Here is a 23,245-nt window from a genome sequence, read left to right as displayed (position 1 = left end):
TTGGCGGAGTGGCACGACCCAACGGTTGCCGCTGGCCGATCATGCAGCTTATGCGCCCCCTACGAAGCCAGGTCGCGCAGCAGAAGCTCAACCAGCAAGCGCTGACTCCGTTGTGACGGCAGTGCGTGGACATACTCGCTGATCCGAGCCTCGGCTTCGACCTCACCCGGCACCAGGGGGAGCAGCTCACCCCGTGCGGCCGCCCGAAGCTCAGGCCCGGTCATTGGAGCGGGCAGGTCAACCTTGAGCGCCGGGAGGGGTTTGAGCCCGGCGTGCCGCATCGCTTCGCGATAGACCTCGCGCACCCTTTCTAGAGCGATGGACTTCTCCGGCTCGCGCAGGATGAAAGCCCGGTTGCTGGTGTGGCGGGTGTTCCAGGTTTTCAACCCACGGGCATCCGCGTAGTCGCCGAATCGCATCTTCTTCATGAACTGGTTCACGCTCCGGTGAGCGTCTCCGCCATGGGCAACGATGGAGCGGATGTTGGGGTGCAGATCAAGAACTCGCTTGAGCACATCGAGCCCGTCGTCAATCAGATTGTTCGGCAGGCCGTTCGGGTGTGTTTCGTGCACGTGCCACGGGTACGCGTTCCAGGGCACGATCTGGGCGTCGGTGAGGCCAACGGTCTCGTAGATGTCGCCCATCCGAGCGGCCGAGCCGTCATTGTTCTCTCGGGACAGCATGCCGGAGCCCTTGGCTCCGCCGGCCTGCGGCCCAGGGTTCGAGGAGAGGGCAAGGATGACGGCGGTTGAAGCACCGTAATGGGGCGCGATGTACGGAACAGAGAAGCCGGGCAGCTCCATCATCAATTGATCGCAGAGTGCGTTGATCGCGGCCACCTGCGGCTCGCGGATTCGGTTCAGCTGGTCGTCGCGAAATTCTGGGTCGGCCATCCGTCGGGTCATGCCTGAAGCCTAGAGGCGTCTGTCTCACCTCCAATTCGCGGCGCCCCCAACTGGGGTCAGCAGGGCAGATCACAGGCGTTCTTGGTGATGTCGGCGCACCTAGGCTGGCACTGGAAGTGATCGGCAAACAGTTGGGGGACTGAACAATGAGCCCGGATTCTTTTGGAGCCTTGTTAGCGGCATACGGCGGGATCATCGTGCTGACGGTGTTTCTGCCGTTCATAGCCTCCTTTATTTTGGATGGCGTTGTTCAGGTACTGCGGAGCAATGGTTTGAAGTTCTTCCTTGCCGCTCTCGGCCTGACCGGGGTCTTCGCGCTCGCCGGCTACCTTCTTTGGCAGTACGGGATCAACAACCCGCCTCTGCCGTCGTCGACCCTGGAGAGCATGGGGACCATGGCTCAGATGCTGCTGACATTTTCGACAGTCCTCGCGCTGGCCGCATTCGTGAGTCGCACGGTGAAGCTGCTCTGGAAGACTCGGCGAGCGGCATAGTTATGGTCTGTTCCGCCCAGCGCAGTCGCCCGTGACCATCCCCAACCGAGCCCAGACCTGGCACCCGTCGGCCCTCGGCAAGCGCGTCACGAAATCCCGGGACTGGCGACTGACCCTGACCGGCCCCGAACTCACGATCACCCTCGACGGTGAGCCCGTCGCCCGCGACATCGGCTCCTTCGGCGGGCTGACCGTGACCCCCGGTCGCCTCTGGTCACACCTCGAGCTGGAGCATCCGGACCGGCGCTTTCGGTTCCGCGGCATCCCGAACCGGCGCGCGGCATCCTTCGCGACGGCCTTCACAGCGGCACAGGCCGAGGCCGTGCGCGTGCTCAGGCTGCTGCAACTCGTCGACGAATTCGATCAGGCCGCCAAACAGGTGCGGCTCTTCACCGAAGCGCTCGGCACCGCCGTCGCCGTGCAGCTCAAGACGAAGGGCTGGCTCACCACAGAGTTCTCCGCCTACTGGGCCGCGCGCAAAGCCGCCGTCGGCTTCGGCCAGCTGCTCGACGACCCCGATCTCCGGCCACACATCACGGAACTCTCCGCGGTGTCCCGGGAGACGGTTAATATCTGGCGCGACGACCTGCCCGAGTTCGTCGCCGCCCAGAACGAGCGGCACCTTGCCGCCGAGCTCGACGACTGCCAGGACTTCTTCGACACGGTCGAGAAGTCACCGCTCACACCCGAGCAGGCGCGCGCGGTCGTCTGCTTCGACAACCGGATGCTGGTCGTCGCCGCAGCCGGATCCGGCAAGACCTCGACGATGGTCGCCAAAGCCGGCTACGCGCTGCACCGCAACCTGATTCCGGCCGACAAGATCCTGATGCTGGCCTTCAACAATGCCGCGGCGAAGGAGCTGGGCGCGCGCACCCAAGAACGGCTGGCGCCTCTGGGCCTCGATGCCGGCAAGGTCGTCGCGAAGACGTTCCACGCGTTCGGCCTCGAGATCATCGGGAAGGCCACCGGTCGCAAGCCGTCGCTGGCGCCCTGGCTCGAGGGTGGGGGAGACATCAAACAGCTGGGGCGCATCGTCGATGTTCTCCGCGCGACAAACCCGCCGTTCCGTCTCCACTGGGACTTCTTCCGGGCAGTGCTCGCCCGTGACTACCCCGACCCTGACGCAGAGCTCGGTGAAACGGACAAGCCACCGGCCTTCCGCACGGCGCAGGGCGAGCAGGTCAGAAGCACCGGTGAGCGGATGATCGCCGACTGGCTCTACTTCAACAGCGTCGAGTACGTGTACGAACGCTCCTACGAGGTCGACACGGCCGACTCCGAGCACCGGCAGTACCACCCGGACTTCTACTATCCGCAGATCGACGCGTATCACGAGCACTGGGCGGTCGACGAGAACGGGCAGGCGCCGGAGGAGTTCGTCGGCTACCTCGACGGCATGCAGTGGAAGCGCGAGACCCACCGCCGCCACGGCACCACGCTTCTGGAGACGACGAGGGCACAGCTCTGGAGCGGCGAAGGCCTCAGTCATCTGGAGAAGGAGCTGACCGAGCGCGGCATCCGTTTGCAGGCAAACCCCGAGCGGCTCCTCGCCGGGCAGACACCCACAGATTATGGGCGCCTGCTTCAGACGTTCCGCTCGTTCCTCACCCACGCCAAGAGCAATCGCCTCAGCGACGACCAGCTGCGGCAACGCCTCGAGGAGCAGTCACACGGCGAGGTGCGCTTCCGCGACGCCGCGTTCCTGCGCCTGTTCGCCCCGATTCGGCGGGAGTGGGACAAGAAGCTGGCCGCCGAGGGCTGCATCGACTTCGAGGACATGCTCAATCTGTCAGCGGATCACCTGGAGGCCGGCGACTGGGAGAGCCCCTACGAGCTGGTCATGGTCGACGAGTTCCAGGACGCCAGCCACGCTCGGGCCAGGCTCACCCGCGGCCTAGTCGCCCAGCCCGGCTGTCACCTGTTCGCCGTCGGTGACGACTGGCAGAGCATCAACCGGTTCGCCGGCGCCGACCTGTCGGTGATGACCGACTTCGAGCACCTGTTCGGGCCCAGCGAGGTGCTGCGGCTGGAGCGCACGTTCCGGTTTCCGCAATCGATAGCGGATGTCTCCAGCCGGTTCGTGCTGCAGAACCCCACCCAGCTGATCAAACGCGTCGTGTCCTCGACCCCGGAATTCCCGCCGACGATCGGGGCCGTCTCTGTCGACACCGACAAGGCCGTGAAGGCGGCCATCCACCACCGGCTCAAGGCGCTGCACACCCAGATCGCCCGGGGCCGAATCCCTCAGCCCGTGGGCGTCAAGGTCACCGTTTTCGTCCTGGGGCGGTACCGCCACCAGAGCGACTGCCTGCCGGACTGCCGCGACCTCGCTGACCTTCTGGACGTGGAGTTCATGACCATCCACGCCTCGAAAGGCGCCGAGGCGGACTACATCGTGATCCCGGGTATGGTCTCGGGCAAGTGGGGCTTTCCAAGCACCATCCCGAACGACCCAGTGCTGCGCATGGCGATGCCCGCGGCCGAAGACTTCAAGCGGGCCGAGGAACGGCGACTGTTTTACGTGGCCATGACCCGTGCCCGGCGGGGCGTGCTGCTGGTCACCGTCAAGAACAGGGAGTCACCCTTCCTGATGGAACTGATCCGGGACCACGGGATCGTGCGCACCAACGCCATCGGCGAGGCTCTCGATTCCACCGTCTGCCCCCGGTGCGGCCGTGCGTTCATGGTCGAGCGCCCGGGCAAGCGCGGGCCGTTCCTGGGCTGCCGGCGGTATCCGCGGTGCAAGAGCACCCTCGCGCTGACCTGAGCGCGACCGTGACGGGGCGTAAATGACCTCAACCGGGGCGCCATCCCGGTATCCAATCGGCTGGGGGCGGCCTAGCGTTCGCACTGTACTCGTCAACCCCGCTGTCCCCGCACTAGGAGGAGGAATCATGACCGCGAACCCACCAGCCGGGGTAGCTGGCATCCGCGTCAAGACTGCGCGCGACATCGAGTCGACCGGAGACATCACCGCCTCGGACCGCTACCTCATTGACAGCTCGGACTCGGGCGGCGTGATCGCGGTCGTGGAACACCTGCTGGCTCCGCGCACCCTCGCGGCCCCGATCCACCGGCACAGTCGGGAGGACGAGTACAGTCTCGTGCTTGCCGGGCGGCTCGGCGTCTTCGAGCAAGGCGACGAAATCGTCTCCGTGCCGGGTGAACTGGTGTTCAAGCCGAGAGGGCGCTGGCATACCTTCTGGAATGCCGGCGACGAGCCCTTGCGGGTTCTGGAGCTGATCGCACCTGGCGGAATCGAACAGCTCTTCCGCCAGCTGGCCGAACCTGGTGGCGAGTACGACCCGGCGACGCTCCCGGCGCTGGCGGCCGAGTACGGCTGCGATGTGGACTTTGAGGCCACGATGCTCCTGGTGCAGCGGCACGGGCTCGTGTTCTGAGGCGCTGGCGACCACGCACAGCGCAGGCGCACGATTCTCGCCCAGCCCCGGTTGTCCCGGTTCGGGGCGTCGAAGATGGGTGCGTTGGACCCGGCCTAACATGACGCCGAGTGACGCCCGGCCGTGGGCTCGCAAACCGGACTCACCGAGCAAGCTCAGGCCTCTCTGCCAGGCTCCGGACGGAGTGCTCGCCGACAACCGCATCGCCCGCGGCCGAATGCGGGGCATCGCGCCGCACGACATGACGCCGGTGAGGCCAACTGGGGCACTAGGCTGACGGCTGCAGCAAACGCAGGTCGCTCGACATGCCACGTGGCCCCAGCCAGAGGGCTCGATGATAGCCAGCATTCGAAGCTGCGACGACGTGATGTTTGCGGAAGGAAAGGCTGGCAATCGGGGTCATCGTTCGTGTTTCAATGGCCTCCATCTGGTCTGTCAAAACGAGTCCTCCCAGATCAAACTGAGAGTGGTGATTCGGGCAGAGGCACAGGATGTTGCTCAGAGCATCATGGCCAAGATGGGGTCGCCCCAACGGCCGGACGTGAGCGCCCTCGGCGTAGAACGCGTTGTTCGCGGTCGGGATTGCCTGCTCGCAAACCTGACACTCATAGTCATAGAGCTTCTTCACTACACGCGACAGCTGCGAGTCTCGAATCCGGCGAGACACAATGGTTGTGGCAAATTCCGGGTCGGGTAGATTCAGTGTTTGCGGCTCAAGCGGGGCTTGTTCATCGATTCGCTCAAGTCGGAAGCGAACGATTTGGAAGCCATCCCGACCCAGCTCCATCCACCATTGGGTGACCAAGTAGAGCCCCGAATAGACGTAGCCTGCCGGGGGTGCAAATGGAGAACCCTTGTGTTTTCCTCGCACGACACGAACGGGCAGAGCCTGGGCATGGCTCGTGATGAGACCAGCATTGCCTGAAGCGTTTGGAGACTGGTCCGCGATTTGGCGCGAGCTGTTGGGGTCTTTGCCGCCGTGACCGGAGTAGATGATGTAGTCGCCATTGTCCTCGTCGTCGATGTAGCCGCCAGAAATGACGATTGAGTCGGAGCCCTCCAACTTTGTGCCACTGATACCGGCTTGCGTCGGGCGATGGACGAATGCTTCGTGAAGTTCGCGGCGGTCGATGAAGAATTGGCCGACTGTGACCCCTGTCGGTGTTCCAAAAAACCTACTCATTGTGTAGCCCCCTTCTGTCACTCTATCGTTGAGATCGAGGAAATTGTGCAGGCTAGAGGCTAGTTATCTGGCAGCAGGGATGATTGCAGACATCGGGAACCATTCCACCCTCGCCCGCGTTACCCCTGACATGAAGTCAATTGTGTACAGCCAGACCGGTGACCCGTCCGTGCTTCAGCTCGTTGATCGGCCGGTGACCGAACCCGGAGCCGGCGAAGTGCGGGTGCGGATCGTGGTCAGCGGCGTGAATCCCACCGACTGGAAGTCGCGCCGCGGCTCGGCACCGGGCCAGGCGCTCGCGTTCGACGACGTCGTACCTGGCCAGGACGGCGCCGGCATCGTGGAGGCGGTGGGCGCCGACGTGCAGCACGTCGGCGTGGGCGACCGGGTGTGGCTAGTGCTCGCCGCGTACCAGCGCGCGAACAGCGGCACGGCCCAGGAGTACGCCGTGCTGCCCGCGGAGCGCGTCTTCTTGCTTCCCGCGAATGCGAGTTTCGACCAGGGCGCGAGCCTCGGAGTGCCGGCGATCACGGCGTACCGCGCGTTAACGGTGGCCGAAGACGGACCGCGGCGGCTGCACCCGGGTGCCCTCGCCGGGAAGGTCGTGCTCGTGGCCGGCGGAGCTGGTGCGGTCGGGCACGCGGCGATCCAGCTGGCCCGGTGGGCGGGGGCATCCGTTGTCACGACCGTGAGCGGACCGGCGAAGGCGGCGCTCGCCACGGCCGCCGGCGCGCAGCACGTGCTCACCTACACCGACTCGGATGTCGTGGCCCAGATCCGGGCGATCGCGCCGGAGGGGGTGGATCTGATCGTGGAGGTCGCACCGGCCCAGAATGCGCGGCTCGACCTGGCCGTCATCCGTAATCGTGGGTCGATCGCGGTCTATGCCAACAATGGCGGCGACCAGGTGACGCTCGATGTGCGCCAGCATTTCAGCCTCAACGTGCGTTACCAGTTCGTGCTGCTCTACACGGTGGGTGCCGACGTGATCCGGGCGGCGGCCGAGGACATCACCGCGGCCCTCGTCGATGGCGCACTGACTGTGGGGGAGGCGGCGGGGCTGCCCCTGCACCGCACCGACCTCGCGCACACGGCGGATGCCCATGCCCTGGTCGAGAGCGGCGTTGTCGGGAAGGTGCTGATCGACGTCTCGGCGGGCCGGTAGGAACTTGCGCGCCGGGCTTACACAAGATGGAATGTGCGAGCCCGGCCGGTTGTCAGTAGCTGCCAGCGCCTTCGGCCGAAGACGCACCGGAGAGCAGTGCCGCGCTGCCCGAGACACCAAGCCGGGTCGCGCCGGCTTCGATCATGGCCAGGGCATCGTCGAAGCTGCGTACCCCGCCCGAGGCCTTGACTTCGGCTCGGTCGCCCACGGTCTGCTTCATCAGGCGCACCGCGTGCACGGTCGCTCCGCCGGCGGGGTGGAAACCAGTGGAGGTCTTGACGAAGTCGGCTCCCGCGGCGACGGATGCCTGGCACGCGCCGACGATCTCGGCATCGGTCAGCGCAGCGGATTCGATGATCACCTTGAGTACCTTCAATGCCGGAACGCTCGCGCGCACGGCCGCGATGTCAGCCTGCACGTCTTCAAAACGGCCGGCCTTGACGGCACCGATGTCGATGACCATGTCGATCTCGTCGGCTCCTTGCTCGATGGCGAGGGCGGCCTCGGCGGCCTTGATGGCGGAGTGGTGCTTGCCGCTGGGGAAACCGCAGACGACCGCGACCTTGAGGTCGGTGCCGGCGGGGATGCTGAGCGGCAGCATCGACGGGGACACACAGATCGAGTAGGTGCCGAGCCTGACGGCCTCCGCGATGAGTGCGGTCACGTCTGCTGCCGTGGCCTCGGGCTTCAGGAGGGTGTGATCGATGTGCTGGGCGACCATGGCGGCGCTGAGGGGGACGGTGGGGGTCGAAATCATGGTGTGTCCTTAGTTGGTGACGGGTGCGGGTTCGGGTTCGCCTCGGCGCTCCAGGACCACGACGAAGACGCGGTAGAGCACCAGGCCGAGGGCGGCGACCGCCGCGAGAATCAACAACACCGTTCCGTAAGAGGCCGCCTGGTCGGTGCCGGCGATGCCCCCGAGCAGGTTGGGCTTCAGGTCCATCAGGGTTGCGGTGTAGGCGATGCCGATCGGCACTGCCATGTTGATGGTGAGGTTGTAGAAGCCGATGGCGATACCGGATTTCTCGACCGGCACCCGCCCAATGGCGGTCGATACGAGGGGGCCGTACATCAACGCGAAGCCCATGCCGAACAAGACCATCGAGATCACGAAGATCCCGATCCACTTGTCCACCACCAGAGCCGGGATCAGCATCGAGGCGGTGATCACGATCAACGCCGTGGTGATGGCCTGCTTGGATGTGAGGAACCGGGCGATTTTGCCGGTGGCCGAGCCGACGATCACAGCGGCGATGTAGCCGGGGATCAGCAGCAGGGAGACCTCACCCAGGTTGTAGCCGTAGATGTCGGATACCAGGAAAGGGAAGAGGAAGGTGTAGCCGAGCTGGACCGAGTAGATGACGAATACCACGATGATCATCAGCGAGTATTGAGCGTTGGCGAAGAACGCGATGGTGATCACGGCGTTGTCGTTGGTTCGGATGTGCCAGATGAACAGGATCAGCCCCGCGACGACTGGCACCAGGTACCAGGGGTTGAAGTTCTGCATGAACAGGATGATGCCGGTGGCGAACACCGCGATCAGGAAAAGCCCGAGCACGTCCACGTGGCTGTCGTTCGTTTCCTCCGCAGCAACCGTGCGGAGCACGAGCGGGATGGTCAGCAGGGAAAGCAACGTGACCAGGAAGAAGGCCGCCCAGCCGATGTAGGTGGCGATGAAGCCGCTGCCGACGGTGCCGATCAGTAGCGACAGTTGGAAGGCTGCGGTGCTGAAGCCCAGGTACTTCTTCTGCTCGTCGCCCCTGAAGTGCTTGGTGACGTAGATCACGTAAAGGGTCTCGGCGGCCGCCAGACCGGCGGTCTGGATCAGCCGGCCGATTAGGACCAGCCAGAAGTTGGCCTGGAAGATGAAGCCGACGATCGACCCGATCGTCATCACGAGGATCGCGAAAATGATGAGTTTCCGGATACTGATCGAGTCGGCCAGCGCGGCGTACACCACGGCACCGATACCGATCAGGATGCCGGTCAGCGTGGCTTGCAGGCTGACAGTGTTGACGGGCAGGTTGAGATCCAGCGCCAGCGCCGGCGACATGAACTTGAAGCCATTGTCCAGCACCAGCGAAAACACGAAGAGGAACAGCAGGATGGGGACGGCCCGGGTCGGGTTGAAGACCGGAGTTGGACGCTTGGCGTGAGTCGCGTTGCTCATCAGATCAGTTCCAGCGCGATCTCGATCATTCCTGTGAAGGCGGTCTGCCGTTCCTCGGGGGTGGTCTTGGCGTTGGTGACGAGCTGGTCGCTAACAGTGAAGATGCCAAGCGCATCGACGCCCCCGGCCGCGGCGTTGGCGAACAGACCTGCCGACTCCATCTCGGCGGCCAAGATGCCCATCTTCATCCACTTCCCCATGGCGTCTGGATCGGCGCCGTAGAACAGGTCGGACGAGAGCACATTGCCCACGTGGGTGCGTTGACCGCGCTCGTCGGCGATCCGTTTGGCGTGCTCGAGCAGCCTGTACGACGACAGCGGCGCCCATGAACCGGGCAGGTTGAACTGGTGCAGGTAGTTGGAGTCGGTCGACGCGCCCTGGGCGATAACTACGTCGTAGAGCTCCATGTTCTTCTGCATGGCGCCGCAGGTGCCCACCCGGATCAGGTTCTTGACCCCGAAAAAGTGGATCAGCTCATAGCTATAGAGCGAGATGGAGGGGATGCCCATACCCGTGCCCATTACGGACACGGGACGCCCGCGGTAAGTGCCCGTAAAGCCCAACATGTTACGAACCTCGTTGAAGCACCGGATGTCGTCGAAGTAGGTCTCGGCGATGAATTTTGCTCGTAGCGGGTCCCCCGGAAGGAGGATCGTCTCGGCGATGTCCACCCCTTTCGGATCAATGTGCGGCGTGCTGCTCGTGGGGGGATACAGACCCTTCATCGTTGACGGTGATCCGACCCTCGTGGTGGTTGAACTCATGTTGACCCCTTCGTCTGAATAGTATGAAGTTATACCTCTCAGGTAGCATATCAAATGTGATACGTTCGGGGTGACAAGGAGGTCTCGTGACGACCCGTTTGGAACCGCACCCGTTCTTTCACCAGCAGCTCTACCTCACCGTCGGCCAGCCGATTCGAGTCGCCGTCTACACGCGGCTCGCAGATGGAATCCGCTCTGGTGTGTTCCGGCTCGGCGAAATGCTGCCGAGGGAAACAGAGCTCTCGGCAATGCTCGGCGTCAGCCGCACACCCGTACGCGAGGCGCTGATGCTCCTCGAAGAAGACGGGTTACTGGTCACCCGTCGCGGAGTTGGACGATTCGTAACGGACTTCATCCCGCACGGCGGACTGGAGCAGCTGCGGCCATTTGAGATCGCCTTAGCCGACCCGAACATGACGTTGACTGTCCAGCCGGTGCGCTTCGAGTTGGAAGGGGTTACAGACTTCGTGTCCCACCGACTCTCGCTCGACCCGGCTGCCAACGCCTGGATCCGCGAGAGCGTCTTGCTGCAGGATGGCGTTCCCGTTGCCACTGTTCAAGAGCATCTCCCCGCTGGGCGCTACCTCAGTGATGTGAGCGCGCGAATCGCATCCGAACTCTCGGAGATCGCCGCCGAACCACGGACACTCCTCGCATCCATGCAGGCCAACGGCCACGTCTTCACAAACAGCGTGTGCCAGATCGTCGCAACCGACGCTGGCCCCACGCGAGCGAAACTGCTGAACATAGGGCCGTCAGCGGCGGTCCTCATCCTCACCCAGACAGCGGAGCACGGCGGAGTTCCGATCTACGCCGCAAAATGTGTCGTCGCGCCCGGCCACGGGTCACTGTCGGTAAGGCAACACAACCCGAACTAGGGGTGCTTTTCGGCGACTGGGCTTAGTCGCGGGCGATGCGCAAAGCTGCGGTCTCTATCGCGCAACAGTGAACCCTTATCGAATGTCGACGATCTGCTTGCCGAGCGACATCAGCGCCACCGGAATCAGCTTGAAGTTGGCGATCCCGAACGGGATGCCGATGATCGTGAAGCAGAGCGCGATGCCCGAGAAGAGGTGCCCAAGGGCGATCCAGAAGCCGGCCAGAATCACCCACACGACGTTGCCGAGGAAGGACCCGACGCCCGCGTTCGGCTTGTCGACCACGGTCTTGCCGAACGGCCAGAGCGCGTAGACGCCGATCCGGGCCGCTGCGATGCCCCAAGGGATGGTGATGATCAGCACGAACATGATCAGCGCCGCCAGCATGTAGCCGAGGAACAGCCAGAAGCCCGAGAACACGAGCCAGATGACGTTGAGGATGGTTGTCATAGTGATTCCATTCTCTCCCTGGTGGCCGGGTCGCCGGGCCGACAGTGTGGCTCACCGAGCGCGTGATCCTGCCGATTCCCTGAGCCGGGTGGCGGCGAGGGTGGCGTGCGCGGCGGCGATGACCGCGTCGAGGTGGATGCCGCGGCGGCGGAGAACCTGAGGGCCGCTGCCCGACTCGCCGAACTCCTCGATCGACACCACGCACCCGTCGAGGCCCACCCAGCGGTACCAGGCATCGCCGCGGCCCGCCTCGACGGCGATCCGGGCGCGCAGGGCCGCCGGCAGCACCGACTCGCGGTAGTCGGCGCTCTGCTCGGCAAACCACTCGACGCACGGCACCGACACCACCCGGGTGGAGATGCCCTCCTCGACCAGCCGGGCGGCGGCGTCGATCGCGAGGTGAACCTCACTGCCGGTGGCGAGGATGGCCAGGTCGTCGCCGTCGCCGTGCTGCCAGCGCACGTAACCGCCGGCCGTGACCCCCGCGGGAGTGGTGTCGTTGCTTTCGAGCACGGGCAGGTCCTGCCGGCTGAGGATGAGGGCGACCGGCCGGTCGGGGGAGGCCAGAACACGGCGCCAGGCGGCGACGACCTCAATGGAGTCGGCGGGGCGCACCACGTCGAGGCTCGGAACGGTGCGGAGCGACGCGATCTGCTCGACCGGCTGGTGGGTGGGGCCGTCTTCGCCGACGGCGACGGAGTCGTGGGTGAAGACGTACACCGCGCCGAGGCCCATCAGGGCGCCGAGACGGATGCTGGGCCGCATGTAATCGCTGAAGACCAGGTAGGTGGAGGCGAACGGGCGCCACGGCCCCTGCAGTGCGATGCCGTTGAGAATGGCGGCCATGGCGTGCTCGCGGATGCCGAACCGGATGAACTCACCCGCCGGATTCGCGGCGGAGAAGCGGTTGCCGTCGACCTCCACCGTGGTGGAGCCGGCGAGGTCGGCGGAGCCGCCCCACAGCGGGACGGAACCCTGCAGCGCGCGGAGCACGGCACCGTTGGTCTTGCGGGTGGCGATCGTGTCGCCGGCACGGCCGACGTTCACGGTGTCGAGGGCGGAGCTGTCAAACTCGCCGCCGCGGAACGCGGTCCAGCGCGCCGCCGCCTCGGGGTCGCCGGCGCTCCAGGTGGTGAGGTCGGCCTCCCAGCTTCGGTGCAGTTGCTCGCCGCGGGTGAGTGCACCTCGGGTGTGCTCGAGGGTGTCGGGGTCGACCAACTCGTGCAGGGGCGCGTCGGGGGCGAAGCCCAGTGTCGTCTTCACCGCGGCGAGCTCGTCGGCGCCGAACCCACCCGCGTGCGCGGCCGACCTGCCGCCGAACTTTGCGGAGGGGGCACCGATGACCGTGCGGAGAGCAACCAGGGTGGGGCGGCCGGTGCGTTCCGCCGCCGCGCGGAGGGTGGCCTCGAGGGCATCAAGGTTGTTGGGGGTGTCGATCTCGAGCACGCGCCATCCGTAGGCCCGGTACCGGGCGCGCACGTCTTCCGTGAAGGTGTCGGCGGTGCTGGAGTCGATGGTGATGCCGTTGTCGTCCCAAATGAGAACCAGGTTGTCGAGACCGAGCGTGCCGGCCAGGCTCGACGCCTCACCGGAGACGCCCTCCTGCAGGCATCCGTCGCCCGCCAGCACCCAGGTGGTGTGGTCGAGCAGGGTGGAGCCGGGGGTGAACACGGCGCTCTCGTGCCGGGCGGCCATGGCCATGCCCACGGCGGAGGCGACGCCCTGGCCGAGCGGTCCGGTGCTCATCTCCACGCCGACGGTGTGGTGCACCTCGGGGTGTCCGGGCGTCTTGGAGCCGAGGGAGCGGCTCTTGGCGAGGTCGTCGAGGGTGAGGCCGTAGCCGGTGAAGAACAGCTGGGTATAGAGCAGAAGGCTGGCGTGACCGGCGGAAAGAACGAAGCGGTCGCGGGCGGGCCAGTCGGGGTGGGCGGGGGAGTGACGCAGAACTCGGGAGAACAAGACGTGGGACAATGGCGCCAATGCCATGGCGGTGCCGCCGTGTCCATGTCCTTTGGCCTGCACGATGTGGGCGGCCAGGGCTTGGGCACTCGCGACAGCGCGGGTGTCGAGCTCGGGCTGCGTCGTCGTTGACGTGGGATTTGTTGATTCGGTAGCCATGGGAGACACTTTGGTATACAAATGTACTTAAGTCAATAACGGATCCGGCGAGTGTGCAGTGCACCCGCGGATGCGTCGGAGGGGTAAGGATTCGATGGCTCACACTTTATCTACGGGCTCGGGCGTGGTGCTCGGTCTGATCCGGTCCGGCCTCGCCACCACCCGCAGCGGCCTCATCGACCAGCTCGGCTGGTCGCGGATCACCCTGGCGCGGCGCCTGGACGAACTGCTGCTCGCGTCGATCGTGGTGAGTGTGGGGCAACTCGATTCCCGCGGCGGCCGCCCGCCCGAGGAGTTCGCGGTCAATCCGCACGCCGGCCTGCTGTTCGCCGTGGACATTGGTGGATCGCACACCCGGCTGGCCATCACCGACCTGGTCTCCACCATTCTCAGCGAGGATGAAGCCGACATCGGGCTGAGCGAGGGGCCGGCCAAGATCTTCGAATGGGCCGGCCAGGTCTTCGACCACATGCTCGATCGGCTCGGCAAGACCCGCGCCGACGTGGTGGGGATCGGCGTGGGCGTGCCCGGCCCGGTCGATTTTGTGACCGGGCGGCTCGCCACCGGGCAGGTGGACGCGCAGTGGGACGGCGTTTTGGTGAAGGACTACTTCGCCGGCCGCTTTGACAATGCCGTATTCGCCGTGGACCGGGACGTGAACATCATGGCGCTCGCCGAGGCGCGGCGAGGCTGGAGCGAATACCGAGACGTGGCGGTGCTCAAAGCCGGCATCGGGGTCGGTTTGGCGTTTGTGCTCGACGGCTCGATCTACCACGGCTCCCGAGGAGGCGCGGGCGATCTCAGCCCGGTGCGCTCCGGCGGAGCCCGCACCGAACGGCTCGAGACGAGCGCCAGCGGTGCGGTGATCCGCCGCGAGCTGCAGCGCCGGGGCTACCGGGTGCGCACCAGCAACGACATCGTCGGCCTCGCCAACCAGGGCGACCCCGAGGTGCGGCGGCTGCTCAGCGAGACCGGCACCGCCATCGGGCAGAGCCTGGCGCACGTGGTGGGTCTGCTCAACCCGCAGGCCGTGGTGGTCGGCGGCAACCTCGCCCAGGCCGGCGAGCCCTTCCTCGGCGCCATCCGCGACGCTATCTTCGCCGGCGCCCGGGACTTCGCCCTGCAGGGGCTGGTGGTGGAGAAATCCCGGCTCGGCCACATCGCCGGCATCACGGGAGCCTCGCTCATCGCCCAGGACGCACTCTTCGAGGCCGACCGCATCAGCCGGTTAACCCGTGGCGCCCTGCCCGGTCTCTCCCCGCTCGTTCCGTCGATCTAACTCGCGCTGGAGCCTCGGCAGTTCCCACACTGGCCGCGCCCGCCATTCGTTGCCCACGACGCCATTTGGCGACGCTAGAGAGTCAATTTCAAAAACTTTAGTACATTTATAGACAAAAGGTCGCTCAGGCTTGTACAATCATCCCAATCGCCCTCGCAATCAGGGGTGGATCGAATCCAAACAACGGAGTTTATTCGTGGCACTCAACCTCGCCGAAGCACTGTCGTCCATCGTGACCCAGGCGGATGCAGCCGACTGGCGTGCCGCGATCCGTCTCGCCGGCGACGGCCTCGTGTTGGGTGGAGCAACCACGGATGCTTACACCGACGAGATGATCGACGCTGTCGAAAAGCACGGCCCCTACATCGTCATCGCCCCGGGCATCGCCCTGGCGCACTCCCGGCCGTCTCCGGCGGTTCTCACCGGCGGACTCAGCTGGGTGAGCCTGGCCACCCCCGTCAAATTCGGCAACAAGGCCAACGACCCCGTCAACCTCGTGATCGGGCTCGCCGCCGTCGACCACGACGCTCACCTCGCCGTGATGCGCGCACTGGCCGGTGTTCTCTCCGACAGCTCGGCCATGGAGCGCCTCACCGCGGCCACCAGTCCGGCCGACGTTCGCGCCGTGCTCGGCGGGTTCGCCGCAGTCGCGTAACGCGCGGCACACGCATCCACCCCACTCTTCTACTCTCTGATCTCACCCAATCGAAAGGCACCCCATGAAGATCGTCGCCGTCTGTGGAATGGGCATCGGTACGTCCGTGCTCCTGAAAATGAACGCCGAGAAGGTTCTCGCGAAGCTTGGTATCGATGCGGATGTCGAGGCCGCCGATATGGGCGTGGCTCGCGGTGCCGCTCAGACGGCCGAGATCGTGCTCACCTCGGCGGAGCTGGCCGAAGAACTCGGCGATGTTCCCGCCGAGGTCATCGTCATCAACAACTTCTTCGATCTCGAGGAGATCACTGAGAAGCTCACCTCCGCCGTCGAGTAACCCCTTTCACCTTCCCTTCTCACAGAATATGGAGCTCCCACAATGGAGTGGCTCGTCGTCGTACTGAACTTCATCGGTCAACAGATCCTCAACGTTCCGGCTTACCTGATCGGCATAATCACCGCCATCGGACTTATGGCACTCAAGCGCAACGCCGGACAGGTGATCGGCGGCTCCCTCAAAGCGGCCCTCGGCTTCCTGATCCTCGGTGCCGGCGCCGGCGTCGTGGTGGGCTCCCTCGACCCGCTGGGCAAACTGATCCTCGCGGTCACCGGCGCCCAGGGTGTTATTCCCACCAACGAGGTCATCACCGCCATCGCGCAGGACGAGTTCGGCGCCCAGAGCGCCTACGTGCTCACCCTCGGGTTCCTGGTGATGCTGGCCCTGGCCCGCTTCACCCCGCTGAAGTACGTCTTCCTCACCGGGCACCACATGGTCTTCATGGCCACGATGCTCACCGTGGTGCTCTCCGTCGGATTCGGAGACGGCGCCGGCTGGCTCGTGGTCGTCATCGGCGCTCTGCTGCTCGGCGTGATCATGGTGGTCATGCCCGCGTTCGCGCACCCCTGGACCAAGAAGATCACCGGCAACGACACCATCGCGATCGGCCACTTCGGCACCCTCGGCTACATCGCTGCCGGTGCCGCCGGCCAGGCCGTCGGTCACCGCAGCAAGTCGACCGAAGAGATCAAGTTCCCGCAGGGCCTCAAATTCCTGCGCGACTCGATGGTCGCCACCTCACTGTCGATGGTTCTCATCTACCTGGTCTTCGCCATCTGGGGCCTCATCGCCCTGCCGCTGCAGGAGGCGCTCGACATCTTCGGCTCCGCCGACGCCGGCGCGTTCATCATGGCGGCCTTTGCCCAGGCCCTGCAGTTCGGTGTGGGTGTCGCAGTCATCCTCTACGGTGTGCGCACGGTGCTCGGCGAGCTGGTTCCCGCGTTCCAGGGGATCGCCGAGAAGGTTGTGCCCGGTGCGCGTCCCGCGCTAGACATCCCGATCGTGTTCCCGTTCGGCGCCAACGCAGTGCTCATCGGCTTCCTGAGCTCGTTCGCCGGTGGCCTCCTTGCGCTAGGTGTGCTGGCAATCTGGCTGAACCCGATGTTCGGGCTCGCACTGATCCTCCCCGGCATGGTGCCGCACTTCTTCACCGGTGGTGGAGCCGGTGTCTACGGCAACGCGACCGGCGGACGCCTCGGTGCCATGCTCGGTGGCTTCGTCAACGGCGTGATCATCACCATCCTGCCCGCCATCCTGCTGCTGGTCCTCGGCGACTTCGGCTTCGCCAACAGCACCTTCGGCGACGCCGACTTCGGTTGGTTCGGCACCCTCGTGGGTGTCAGCGTCGGCGTGGGCGGCGGACTCGGGGTCGTCCTTGCGATCCTCATCGCCGTGGTGCTCGTCAGCGTCGCGATCGTCTACCAGATCCACGTTGTGGACAAGGGCTGGGTGCCCGGGGCCAAGCGTGACGTCTGGATCGCCGAAGAGAAGGCGGCCGAGAAGGCCGTTCTCGACGCCGAGAAGGCTCGTCGCAAGGCGGAAAAGGAAGCGGCGGCCGAGGCCGTTTAGGTTCACCGGCTCGACGTTTCGCCAGAGGGCGGCCCCGCGGTGCGGGGTCGCCCTCTGTTCCTGTTCGGAGTGCTTCGGGGCTGGGTTCTGACACCTGTACCGGCTGGGAGCACGGTCAACGTATTCGACCTGGTCACGCCGATCGGCGTGAATCGTTCCAGGTGTGCTCGCTCAACCGCGCGTGCGAGTGCCGCGTTCAAGGCAGCGATGTCGAAACTCGACGGATCATTGATATCTATGCCATTTTCCGCTCAGAGCGGTGCCATCTCCTGAAGAAGGTCATTGGCCATGCTTGGCCGGTGGACCATGCCGGCTGCGCCGAATGCGCTTCGGAAATTGGGGTCGTCTAAGGGGGTGGACATGCTCCGAGCTTGGGCGCGGGGCGGCTGCGGAGTCGCGGTGAGGAAGGCGGTTTCGTGCGATTTTCGGTATGCCTGCGCGATCGGTGATGCCGCACTGGTGCGCGTCGTAGGGCCGAAGCCCGAGAAGAGAGCAAGGCGAGAACCTTTCCACTCCCACCCGCGTTACCCCTGACATGAAGTCAATTGTGTACAGCCAGACCGGTGACCCGTCCGTGCTTCAGCTCGTCGATCGGCCGGTGACCGAACCCGGAGCCGACGAGGTACGGGTCCGGATCGTGGTCAGCGGCGTGAATCCCACCGACTGGAAGTCGCGCCGCGGCTCGGCACCGGGCCAAGGGCTGGCGTTTGACGACGTCGTGCCCGGGCAGGACGGCGCCGGCATCGTTGAGGCGGTCGGCGCCGGCGTGCAGCACGTCGGCGTGGGCGACCGGGTGTGGCTGGTGCTCGCCGCGTACCAGCGCGCGAACAGCGGCACGGCCCAGGAGTACGCCGTGCTTCCGGCGGAGCGGGTCTTCCTGCTGCCGGAAAATGCCAGCTTCGACCAGGGCGCGAGCCTCGGAGTGCCGGCGATCACGGCGTACCGGGCGCTGACGGTGGCCGAAGACGGGCCGCACCGGCTGCACCCGGGTGCCCTCGCCGGGAAGGTCGTGCTCGTGGCCGGCGGAGCTGGTGCGGTCGGGCACGCGGCGATCCAGCTGGCCCGATGGGCGGGGGCATCCGTTGTCACGACCGTGAGCGGTCCGGCGAAAGCGGCGCTCGCCACGGCCGCCGGCGCGCAGCACGTGCTCACCTACACCGACCCGGATGTCGTCGCCCAGATCCGGGCGATCGCGCCGGAGGGGGTGGACCTGATCGTGGAGGTCGCACCGGCCCAGAATGCGCGGCTCGACCTGGCCGTCATCCGTAATCGTGGGTCGATCGCGGTCTATGCCAACAACGGCGGCGACCAGGTGACGCTCGACGTGCGCCAGCATTTCAGCCTCAACGTGCGTTACCAGTTCGTGCTGCTCTACACGGTGGGCGCCGACGTGATTCGGGCCGCGGCCGAGGACATCAACGCGGCCCTCGTCGATGGCGCACTGACTGTGGGGGAGGAGGCGGGGCTGCCCCTGCACCGCACCGACCTCGCGCACACGGCGGATGCCCATGCCCTGGTCGAGAGCGGCGTTGTCGGGAAGGTGCTGATCGAGGTCTCGGCGGGGTTCGCTCCGGCGGCGTGAGCAATGTGCACCGTGAACCGTGCGCCCTGAGCAGGGAGTGACGGCCCGCGCCCGCCGAACGCTCTATCGCGCCAACGCTCACCCCCAGTGTCGCCGGAGCTTCAGCCCATTGAATGGCCAACCGCCGACCTGCGCCCATCGTGTGCGCTCTTGGGGGAGCGAGCGCCGAGTAAAACCCGGGTATTTCTGCATCAGCTGCGTGCGCAAGACATCAACTGCGGCATCGCTTCCAACGGCGTCAGTACAGCCAGTTAACGCCAGACGAACTTTCGTTCAGATGGCCTGGAGCTGGATTTGCTGCGCCTTAGTGTGAACGAACCGTTGCTAAAACTTGATTCGGCCGGTGAGTGGCCATCTGCCCTCTCGCGGCCCAGAAAAGGACTGACTCTTGCACAAGCGCACCCTCACCGCGGCCACCCTTGCGACCGTGCTTCTCAGCACCGTTGCGTTGACGTCATGCAGCAGCACGGCAGGCGAGGCGTCGTCGTCGGGGGAATCCTCCGGAACCCTCATCGTCTACACGAACTCCAATTCGGATGGGCGTGGGGAATGGGTGACGGCGAAGGCGGCCGAGGCCGGGATGAAGATCGAGATCGTGGGGCTGGGCGGGGCCGACCTCGCCAACCGCATCGTCGCCGAGAAGAATAACCCGGTGGGCGATGTTGTCTTCGGCCTGAACAATATGTTCTTCGAAACGCTGAAGGCAGCGGATGCCGTTGCCGCCTACACGCCGGAGTGGTCCGGGGATGTCGACAAGAAAGCCGGCGACGCCAAGGACGGGGCGTTCTGGCCCCTGGTCGAACAGGCCATCGTCACCGTCTACGACACCAACACCGTGAAGAGCGCAGACGCCCCGGAACAGGTCAGCGACCTGTGGGACGACGCCGAATACGACGGCCGATACGAAGTGAACACCAGCCTCGGCCAGGCCACCCCGCAATTGGTGCTCGCCGGCATGCTCGCGCCCTATGCCGACGAGAAGGGCGACCTGGGCATCTCGGATGCCGGCTGGAAGCAGGTGCAGGACTACTACAAGCACGGTTCGCCAGCCGTCGAGGGCACCGACCTGTATGCGCGCCTGACCCGCGACGAGGTCGACTACGGCGTGCTTCCGAGCAGCGGAATCACCAGCCGCGACGCCGAATACGCCACCAAGACCGGCGTGATCAGCCCGGAAGACGGTGTCCCCTACGTCACCGAACAGATCGCGGTCATCAACGGCACGCCGCGCCAGGAGCAGGCCGAGAAGTTCATCGACTGGTTCGGCGGCGCCGAGGTGCAGGGCGAGTTCGCCGCCGAATTCGCGTCCTACCCGGTGAATGAGAAGGCTCGCGCAGAGGCGCTTCCCGCGGTCGTCGAATTGATCGAGTCCCTCCCCAAGCAGGACATCGACTGGTCGCTGACCCGCGAACGTATTTCCGAGTGGGTCGAGAAGACCGAGCTCGAGTACCTGCCCTAAGTCTCGGCCCGGGCACGAACAGTCATGATCAGATTCGAGAATGTCGAAGTGAGCTTCGGCGAGAAGATCGCCATCCCCGACCTGACCCTCGAGATCGAGCAGGGTGAGTTCTTCACCCTGCTCGGGCCCTCCGGGTGCGGCAAGACGACGGCCCTGCGCACGCTCGCGGGGTTCATCGAACCGTCCCGGGGTGAGATCTACATCGACGGGAAGGTGGCCACCCGGCTGCCGAGTGAAAAACGCAGCGTGGGCATGGTCTTCCAGAACTACGCGCTGTTCCCCAGCATGAGCGTGTGGGAGAACATCGCGTTCGGCCTGCGGGTGCGAAAGACCAGGAGGGCCGAAACGGCGCTGCTCGTCGACGAGATCGCCGCGCAGGTCGAGCTCACCGAGGAGCAGCTCGCGAAGAACGTGTCCGAACTCTCCGGTGGCCAGCAGCAGCGGGTCGCCATCGCCCGGGCTCTCGTGCTCAAGCCGCGCATCCTGCTGCTCGACGAGCCCCTCTCCAATCTCGACGCCAAGCTGCGCGTGCAGCTGCGCGAACAGCTGAAAAACCTGCAGCGGGAACTCGGCATCACCACGGTGTACGTCACGCACGACCAGGAAGAAGCCCTCACCATGAGCGACCGGATCGCCGTGTTCAACCACGGCGTGGTCGAGCAGGTAGGCACCCCGGAGGAGATCTACAACCGCTCCGGCACCGAGTTCGTGTGCACCTTCGTCGGTGCGATGAACAAGCTCTCGGGCGACGTCGTGCACCAGCTGCGCCAGCGCGGTGGCACCGGTCTCGCACCAGCGAAAACGTCGTACCTGCGCCTGGAGAAGGTGTCGTTGCAGGCGCCCCCGGGCAACACGGATGCGATCCGGCTCGATGGCGTTGTCGCCGGCCGTTCCTACCACGGCTCGCACAGCACCTACACAATCGACAGTCATGGCAGCAGCATTCGTGCTCTGGTGCCCGAGGGCGGCGGATCTGCGCTCGAACCGGGTTCTGCGGCGCGACTGTATATCGACCCGTCGTCGATCCTGCAGTACTAGAGGGGAACATCCGTGCGCACTTCGTCGTGGGCTTCAATGTTCCGATCCCCGTTCGTCGTCATCATCACCCTGGTGACGCTGTGGTTCGTGGCGACGTTTTTGGTCTTCCCGAACGCCAACCTGCTCATCAGAACCTTCTTCCCGGAGGGTCAGTTCAGCTTTCGGGCCGTCGAGAAACTGGTCAGCTCCGAACGTGCGATGAACAGCCTCTGGCACAGCTTCGCGTTGGCCGCCACGCTGGCCGTCACGGTGAATACCGTCGGCATCTTCATCGTTCTCGTCACCGACTATTTCAAGATCCGGGGCGCACGGATGCTGTGGCTCGGCTACGCCACCACCCTTATCTACGGGGGCATCGTGCTCGCCGCCGGCTACAACTTCATCTACGGCCGCTACGGATTCGTCACCAACGCCGTGCGCAACTGGTTTCCCGAGATCGACCCGAACTGGTTCTCCGGTTACTTCGCGGTCGTCGTCGTGATGACGCTGGCCACGACGACGAACCATATGCTTTTCCTGGGATCGTCGCTGGCGAAGATCGACTACCAGACCATCGAGGCGGCACGCAATATGGGCGCGTCGACCATGGGCATCCTCTGGCGAATCGTCTTGCCCGCCCTGCGCCCGATGATCTTCGCCGTGACAATTCTCACCTTCCTGACCGGTCTCGGCGCACTGACAGCGCCGCTCGTGTTGGGCGGCACCGATTTCCAAACGATCGCCCCGATGATCCTCACCTTCTCCAAGAGCACCGGGTCGCGTGACCTCGCCGCGCTGCTCGCCGTGATCCTCGGCCTGGCGACCATCGTGCTTCTGGCAATGATGAACCGGGTCGAAAAGTCGGGGGTGTACTTCTCGGTGGCGAAGGTGGCGACCCCGCTGCAAAAACAGAGAATCCCGAACCCAGTGGCGAACGCTGCCGTGCACGTGGCCGCCTACGCTCTCTTCGTCGTCTACGCGACGCCGGTGCTGCTGATCGTGCTGTTTTCCTTCGTGCACTCGAGTGCCATTGTCACGGGGAGCATCAGCTGGAATTCGTTCACGCTCGACAACTACGCCACGGTCTTCGGCACGCCCGCGGTGCTCCGGCCGTTCGTGGTCAGCGTCGTCTACAGCGCGCTGGCGTCGGTGATCGTGGTCGGCGGGATGCTGTTCGTCTCACGGTTGCTGCAGAAACACCGCAACCTGTTGACCGCCACGCTGGAGTACCTGCTGCACATCCCCTGGATCCTGCCGACGATTCTCATCGCCCTCGCCCTCGTCATGACGTTCGACCGCCCAAACCCGATGGTCGGCGGCCAGGTGCTCACAGGAACGACGAGTCTCCTGTTGATCGCCTACGTGATCGTGAAGATCCCGTTCACCCTGCGATTGCTCAAGGCGGCTTTCGCATCGGTGCCGGAGTCGCTCGAGGATGCCGCCCGCATCCTCGGTGCCGGGTCGATGTTCACCCTTCGCACGGTTCTGGTTCCGCTGGTTCTTCCTACCGCGGCTGCGATCACGGCACTCAACTTCAACAGCCTGCTCGACGACTATGACGCCGCGGTGTTCCTGTATCACCCGCTCTACCAACCCCTCGGTGTTGCGATCAAGGCCAGCACGGAGGGGGAGAACAACCTTGACTCCATGTCGATCACGTTCGTCTACACCGTGTTGCTCATGATCATCATGGGGTTCACCATGTACCTGGTCTACGGGCGAGGAGGCTCGTCGACGAAGCGCCATACGCGCCGCGCCCGCACTGTCGCGGCGAAGTAGTCGGGGCGGAGTCCTCCCTGCGCCTGAACATCAGCCC

At 65.2% G+C, this 23,245-nt stretch carries 20 protein-coding genes; 13 read left to right on the top strand and 7 right to left on the bottom strand.

Going from position 1 to position 23,245, the window contains the following annotated elements; translation table 11 throughout:
• Window positions 1-59 precede the first annotated feature (59 nt).
• Entirely contained in the window at window positions 60-905 is an 846-nt protein-coding gene (locus E3O54_RS05235; RefSeq protein ID WP_134401096.1) for a uracil-DNA glycosylase, read from the bottom strand.
• A gap of 146 nt (window positions 906-1,051) precedes the next feature.
• On the opposite strand from E3O54_RS05235, the gene E3O54_RS05230 reads away from it, so the two are divergent.
• From E3O54_RS05230 to E3O54_RS05220, 3 genes are all read left to right on the top strand, one after another.
• The gene (locus E3O54_RS05230) at window positions 1,052-1,399 is read left to right on the top strand and encodes a hypothetical protein (protein WP_134401095.1); all 348 of its coding nucleotides are present in this window, start codon (window positions 1,052-1,054) and stop codon (window positions 1,397-1,399) included.
• A gap of 31 nt (window positions 1,400-1,430) precedes the next feature.
• A complete protein-coding gene (locus tag E3O54_RS05225; protein WP_134401094.1) occupies window positions 1,431-4,166 on the top strand; it encodes a UvrD-helicase domain-containing protein in 2,736 nt (911 codons plus the stop codon).
• A gap of 127 nt (window positions 4,167-4,293) precedes the next feature.
• The gene (locus tag E3O54_RS05220; protein ID WP_134401093.1) at window positions 4,294-4,800 is read left to right on the top strand and encodes a cupin domain-containing protein; all 507 of its coding nucleotides are present in this window, start codon (window positions 4,294-4,296) and stop codon (window positions 4,798-4,800) included.
• A gap of 268 nt (window positions 4,801-5,068) precedes the next feature.
• Here E3O54_RS05220 and E3O54_RS05215 read toward each other — a convergent pair whose 3' ends face one another.
• Window positions 5,069-5,983, bottom strand: coding sequence for a YDG/SRA domain-containing protein (locus E3O54_RS05215; RefSeq protein ID WP_134401092.1), 915 nt, complete (start codon window positions 5,981-5,983; stop codon window positions 5,069-5,071).
• A 130-nt stretch (window positions 5,984-6,113) separates the two neighbouring features.
• Between E3O54_RS05215 and E3O54_RS05210 the strand changes: the two genes are divergently transcribed.
• Complete coding sequence (locus E3O54_RS05210) at window positions 6,114-7,148, top strand: NADPH:quinone reductase (protein WP_134401091.1); 1,035 nt, start codon at window positions 6,114-6,116, stop codon at window positions 7,146-7,148.
• Window positions 7,149-7,200: 52 nt separating this feature from the next.
• Here the strand turns inward: E3O54_RS05210 and deoC are convergent, their stop codons facing one another.
• From deoC to deoD, 3 genes are read right to left on the bottom strand one after another with little or no spacing between them, the layout of a single operon-like run.
• Window positions 7,201-7,905, bottom strand: a complete 705-nt coding sequence (gene deoC, locus E3O54_RS05205; RefSeq protein ID WP_134401090.1) for a deoxyribose-phosphate aldolase — start codon at window positions 7,903-7,905, stop codon at window positions 7,201-7,203.
• Between the two features lie 9 nt (window positions 7,906-7,914).
• The gene (locus E3O54_RS05200) at window positions 7,915-9,321 is read right to left on the bottom strand and encodes an MFS transporter (protein WP_134401089.1); all 1,407 of its coding nucleotides are present in this window, start codon (window positions 9,319-9,321) and stop codon (window positions 7,915-7,917) included.
• A complete protein-coding gene (gene deoD / locus E3O54_RS05195; RefSeq protein WP_255453823.1) occupies window positions 9,321-10,085 on the bottom strand; it encodes a purine-nucleoside phosphorylase in 765 nt (254 codons plus the stop codon). The genes E3O54_RS05200 and deoD overlap by 1 nt, the downstream gene beginning before the upstream one ends.
• Before the next feature lie 86 nt (window positions 10,086-10,171).
• On the opposite strand from deoD, the gene E3O54_RS05190 reads away from it, so the two are divergent.
• Window positions 10,172-10,963: a GntR family transcriptional regulator gene (locus E3O54_RS05190; protein WP_134401088.1), complete on the top strand. Its 792-nt coding sequence runs from the start codon at window positions 10,172-10,174 to the stop codon at window positions 10,961-10,963.
• 75 nt (window positions 10,964-11,038) lie between these two features.
• Here the strand turns inward: E3O54_RS05190 and E3O54_RS05185 are convergent, their stop codons facing one another.
• The gene (locus tag E3O54_RS05185) at window positions 11,039-11,413 is read right to left on the bottom strand and encodes a YccF domain-containing protein (RefSeq protein ID WP_134401087.1); all 375 of its coding nucleotides are present in this window, start codon (window positions 11,411-11,413) and stop codon (window positions 11,039-11,041) included.
• Window positions 11,414-11,464: 51 nt separating this feature from the next.
• Window positions 11,465-13,531 carry a transketolase gene (tkt, locus tag E3O54_RS05180; protein ID WP_134401086.1) on the bottom strand — a complete coding sequence of 689 codons (2,067 nt, stop codon included), beginning with the start codon at window positions 13,529-13,531 and terminating at the stop codon, window positions 11,465-11,467.
• Window positions 13,532-13,625: 94 nt separating this feature from the next.
• Between tkt and E3O54_RS05175 the strand changes: the two genes are divergently transcribed.
• The 8 genes from E3O54_RS05175 (at window position 13,626) to E3O54_RS05140 (ending at window position 23,208) form a co-directional block, all read left to right on the top strand.
• Complete coding sequence (locus E3O54_RS05175; protein WP_134342814.1) at window positions 13,626-14,810, top strand: ROK family protein; 1,185 nt, start codon at window positions 13,626-13,628, stop codon at window positions 14,808-14,810.
• A 196-nt stretch (window positions 14,811-15,006) separates the two neighbouring features.
• Entirely contained in the window at window positions 15,007-15,465 is a 459-nt protein-coding gene (locus E3O54_RS05170; RefSeq protein ID WP_134401085.1) for a PTS sugar transporter subunit IIA, read from the top strand.
• Between the two features lie 64 nt (window positions 15,466-15,529).
• Complete coding sequence (locus tag E3O54_RS05165; RefSeq protein ID WP_134401084.1) at window positions 15,530-15,802, top strand: PTS sugar transporter subunit IIB; 273 nt, start codon at window positions 15,530-15,532, stop codon at window positions 15,800-15,802.
• 42 nt (window positions 15,803-15,844) lie between these two features.
• Window positions 15,845-17,371, top strand: coding sequence for a PTS ascorbate transporter subunit IIC (locus tag E3O54_RS05160; protein WP_134342817.1), 1,527 nt, complete (start codon window positions 15,845-15,847; stop codon window positions 17,369-17,371).
• Between the two features lie 535 nt (window positions 17,372-17,906).
• A complete protein-coding gene (locus E3O54_RS05155) occupies window positions 17,907-18,953 on the top strand; it encodes an NADPH:quinone reductase (RefSeq protein WP_134401083.1) in 1,047 nt (348 codons plus the stop codon).
• Window positions 18,954-19,341: 388 nt separating this feature from the next.
• A complete protein-coding gene (locus E3O54_RS05150) occupies window positions 19,342-20,412 on the top strand; it encodes an extracellular solute-binding protein (RefSeq protein WP_134401082.1) in 1,071 nt (356 codons plus the stop codon).
• A gap of 24 nt (window positions 20,413-20,436) precedes the next feature.
• Window positions 20,437-21,450, top strand: a complete 1,014-nt coding sequence (locus E3O54_RS05145) for an ABC transporter ATP-binding protein (protein ID WP_134401081.1) — start codon at window positions 20,437-20,439, stop codon at window positions 21,448-21,450.
• 36 nt (window positions 21,451-21,486) lie between these two features.
• Entirely contained in the window at window positions 21,487-23,208 is a 1,722-nt protein-coding gene (locus E3O54_RS05140; RefSeq protein ID WP_166805202.1) for an iron ABC transporter permease, read from the top strand.
• The last annotated feature ends 37 nt before the right edge of the window (window positions 23,209-23,245 follow it).

It is taken from the genome of Cryobacterium sp. TMT2-4, assembly GCF_004402575.1.
In the GTDB taxonomy this organism is placed as follows: Bacteria; Actinomycetota; Actinomycetes; order Actinomycetales; family Microbacteriaceae; genus Cryobacterium; species Cryobacterium sandaracinum.
Note: the sequence above shows the minus strand (reverse complement) of the source record. Positions and strands in the feature narration are given on the sequence as shown.

Coding starts and splice junctions, on each gene's coding strand:
- E3O54_RS05235 (WP_134401096.1), bottom strand. CDS start 905: ATGACCCGACGGATGGCCGACCCAGAATTTCGCGACGACCAGCTGAAC.
- E3O54_RS05230 (WP_134401095.1), top strand. CDS start 1,052: ATGAGCCCGGATTCTTTTGGAGCCTTGTTAGCGGCATACGGCGGGATC.
- E3O54_RS05220 (WP_134401093.1), top strand. CDS start 4,294: ATGACCGCGAACCCACCAGCCGGGGTAGCTGGCATCCGCGTCAAGACT.
- E3O54_RS05215 (WP_134401092.1), bottom strand. CDS start 5,983: ATGAGTAGGTTTTTTGGAACACCGACAGGGGTCACAGTCGGCCAATTC.
- E3O54_RS05210 (WP_134401091.1), top strand. CDS start 6,114: ATGAAGTCAATTGTGTACAGCCAGACCGGTGACCCGTCCGTGCTTCAG.
- deoC (WP_134401090.1), bottom strand. CDS start 7,905: ATGATTTCGACCCCCACCGTCCCCCTCAGCGCCGCCATGGTCGCCCAG.
- E3O54_RS05200 (WP_134401089.1), bottom strand. CDS start 9,321: ATGAGCAACGCGACTCACGCCAAGCGTCCAACTCCGGTCTTCAACCCG.
- deoD (WP_255453823.1), bottom strand. CDS start 10,085: ATGAGTTCAACCACCACGAGGGTCGGATCACCGTCAACGATGAAGGGT.
- E3O54_RS05185 (WP_134401087.1), bottom strand. CDS start 11,413: ATGACAACCATCCTCAACGTCATCTGGCTCGTGTTCTCGGGCTTCTGG.
- tkt (WP_134401086.1), bottom strand. CDS start 13,531: ATGGCTACCGAATCAACAAATCCCACGTCAACGACGACGCAGCCCGAG.
- E3O54_RS05175 (WP_134342814.1), top strand. CDS start 13,626: ATGGCTCACACTTTATCTACGGGCTCGGGCGTGGTGCTCGGTCTGATC.
- E3O54_RS05165 (WP_134401084.1), top strand. CDS start 15,530: ATGAAGATCGTCGCCGTCTGTGGAATGGGCATCGGTACGTCCGTGCTC.
- E3O54_RS05160 (WP_134342817.1), top strand. CDS start 15,845: ATGGAGTGGCTCGTCGTCGTACTGAACTTCATCGGTCAACAGATCCTC.
- E3O54_RS05155 (WP_134401083.1), top strand. CDS start 17,907: ATGAAGTCAATTGTGTACAGCCAGACCGGTGACCCGTCCGTGCTTCAG.
- E3O54_RS05145 (WP_134401081.1), top strand. CDS start 20,437: ATGATCAGATTCGAGAATGTCGAAGTGAGCTTCGGCGAGAAGATCGCC.
- E3O54_RS05140 (WP_166805202.1), top strand. CDS start 21,487: ATGTTCCGATCCCCGTTCGTCGTCATCATCACCCTGGTGACGCTGTGG.